Annotated in this window: 2 protein-coding genes; both read left to right on the top strand. The window is 61.0% G+C overall.

The window, feature by feature from the left end; genetic code table 11:
* Window positions 1-413 precede the first annotated feature (413 nt).
* On the top strand, window positions 414-1760 hold the full coding sequence (locus F1735_RS33260) for an ISL3 family transposase (RefSeq protein WP_167241238.1): 1347 nt from the start codon (window positions 414-416) through the stop codon (window positions 1758-1760).
* Window positions 1726-1963 (top strand): hypothetical protein (locus F1735_RS35965; RefSeq protein WP_167089722.1); only part of this gene is annotated, 238 nt, incomplete at its 3' end. The genes F1735_RS33260 and F1735_RS35965, both read left to right, overlap by 35 nt.

The following is a 1963-nucleotide window of genomic DNA, read 5'->3' as shown; positions in this document are numbered from 1 at the left end:
CGATAGGTCGGTCGGCGCAGTTGGAACTGGGGGAACGCTAGCCAATCAAGTCCGTTCTCTTCCAGGAACCGACAGTAAGAGGTCATGTCCTCCGCGATACCGAGGAAGCTCTCCATATCCGGCTGCGGTTGTCCTTCTAAGCGCATGAGGATCCAGATATTCACCTCATCCCAAGGGGCTCCATTCCCTTTTAGGCCCTATGACGTTTCCGGTGAAACTTGACATCGGCTATGCTGTGAGGTTCTACCGTCCCGGAGTGCGGTCAAGGGCGGCGCGCGCTGCGCGCGTGCCGGCGTAGCGCACCCTTGACGGCATGCAGGGCGCATACGCTGGTCCATGGCCGCCGACGCGGCAGGCCGTGGCGGCGACCTTGGACAACAGGCGTGCCGGCGTTTCCGGCTGGAGAGGGCAGTTTGAGTATTGGCATGGAAACCCTGTTCACCACCGCACTGGGCTTGCAAGCCCCGTGGGAGGTGAGCGAATTGAAGCTCGACACGGGAGCGAGACGGATCGACTTTGAAGTTCGCTATCAAAGCGAGGAAATGGCCTGCCCCGCCTGCAAGGCGCCGGCGCAGAAGATCCACAGCCGCATGCAGCGCAGCTGGCGGCACCTCGATTTCTTTCAATTTGAAGCTTGGGTGCACGCAGAAGTACCGCGCGTGCGCTGCCGCTCCTGCGGAAAGACCTCGCGCATCGAGGTCCCATGGTCGCGCCCTGGCAGTCATTTCACTCTACTGTTCGAGGCTCTGGCCATGTCCTTGTGCCAAACAATGACCGTGGCCGAGACAGCCCGGCTGCTGCGTGTGACGGCGCATCGCCTGTGGCGCAGCGTCGGCCATTACGTCGCCGTGGCGCGCGGCAAGGATGACATGAGCGAGGTGAAGCTCATCGGCATCGACGAGACCAGCCTTCGGCGCGGTCACCAGTACGTGACGGTCGTTCACGACCTGGATGCCAAGCGCCTGCTATTCGCCACCGAAGGCCGCGACCACGAGACGGTGGTCGCTTTCAAGGCCGATCTGATCGCCCATGGCGGGCAGCCACAGCGGATCGAGCACGTCTGCATGGACATGGGCCAGGCCTACATCAAGGGCGTCACCGAGCAATTGCCGCAGGCCCAGATCAGCTTCGACCGCTTCCACGTGATCGCCTTGGCCAACGATGCGATGGATAAGGTACGCAAGCTGGAAATGGCGGAGCATCCGCGCGTCGTTCGCAGCGCCTTGGGGACCGAACGCAAGACCGTCCGTGCGTTGATGTGGGGCATGCGCCGCGACGCGCACAGCTGGACGGCGCGCCAGCGCGACACGATGTATCTCTTGCAGCGTTCCCGACTCAAGAGCGCAAGGGCGTGGCGGCTGAAAGAAGCATTGCGGGACACCTATCGGCACGCCGTGGCCGCCAACAGCGCGGAAGCGGCGCAGGCGGCGCTGGAGCGTTGGATATCGTGGGCCCGCCGAAGCCGGCTCGAGCCGTTCAAGAAACTGGCGCTGACGCTGCGCGAGCGCCTGCCAGGCGTCGTGCGCGGCATGCTCGATGGCCGCAGCAACGCCTATGTCGAAGCGATGAACGGCATGCTTCAACAAGCCAAGCGAGCAGCACGCGGCTTCCGGAGCGCCGCCAACTTCATCGCTATCGCCTATCTGCGCATGTCCAAACTCGCTCATTTACCCGTCAATCCCTTGCAGGCCGCCGTGAAGCGGTCGGTTTCAATTAGGCGATACCGTGGCGGTCGTCAAGTTTCACCGAAAACGTCATAGAGCCGAAATTGCCGCATCCTTGCTGGATTTTTTTATCGAAAATGATATTGGAAATAAAATTGCAAAGGTAAAGAATTCCCTGAGAGAGGCAATTGAAGCCGACCTTGATGATGAATCAGGCATCAACGAACTTGAGCGAATGTATGAACACCGACTAGCCGATCCATCCTCAACCGTAAGTGAGCCCAACCCGGGGAAGGCTT

The organism is Massilia genomosp. 1 (assembly GCF_011682185.1).
Lineage (GTDB): Bacteria > Pseudomonadota > Gammaproteobacteria > Burkholderiales > Burkholderiaceae_D > Telluria_A > Telluria_A rubra.
This window is presented reverse-complemented; position numbering and strand designations above follow the sequence as displayed.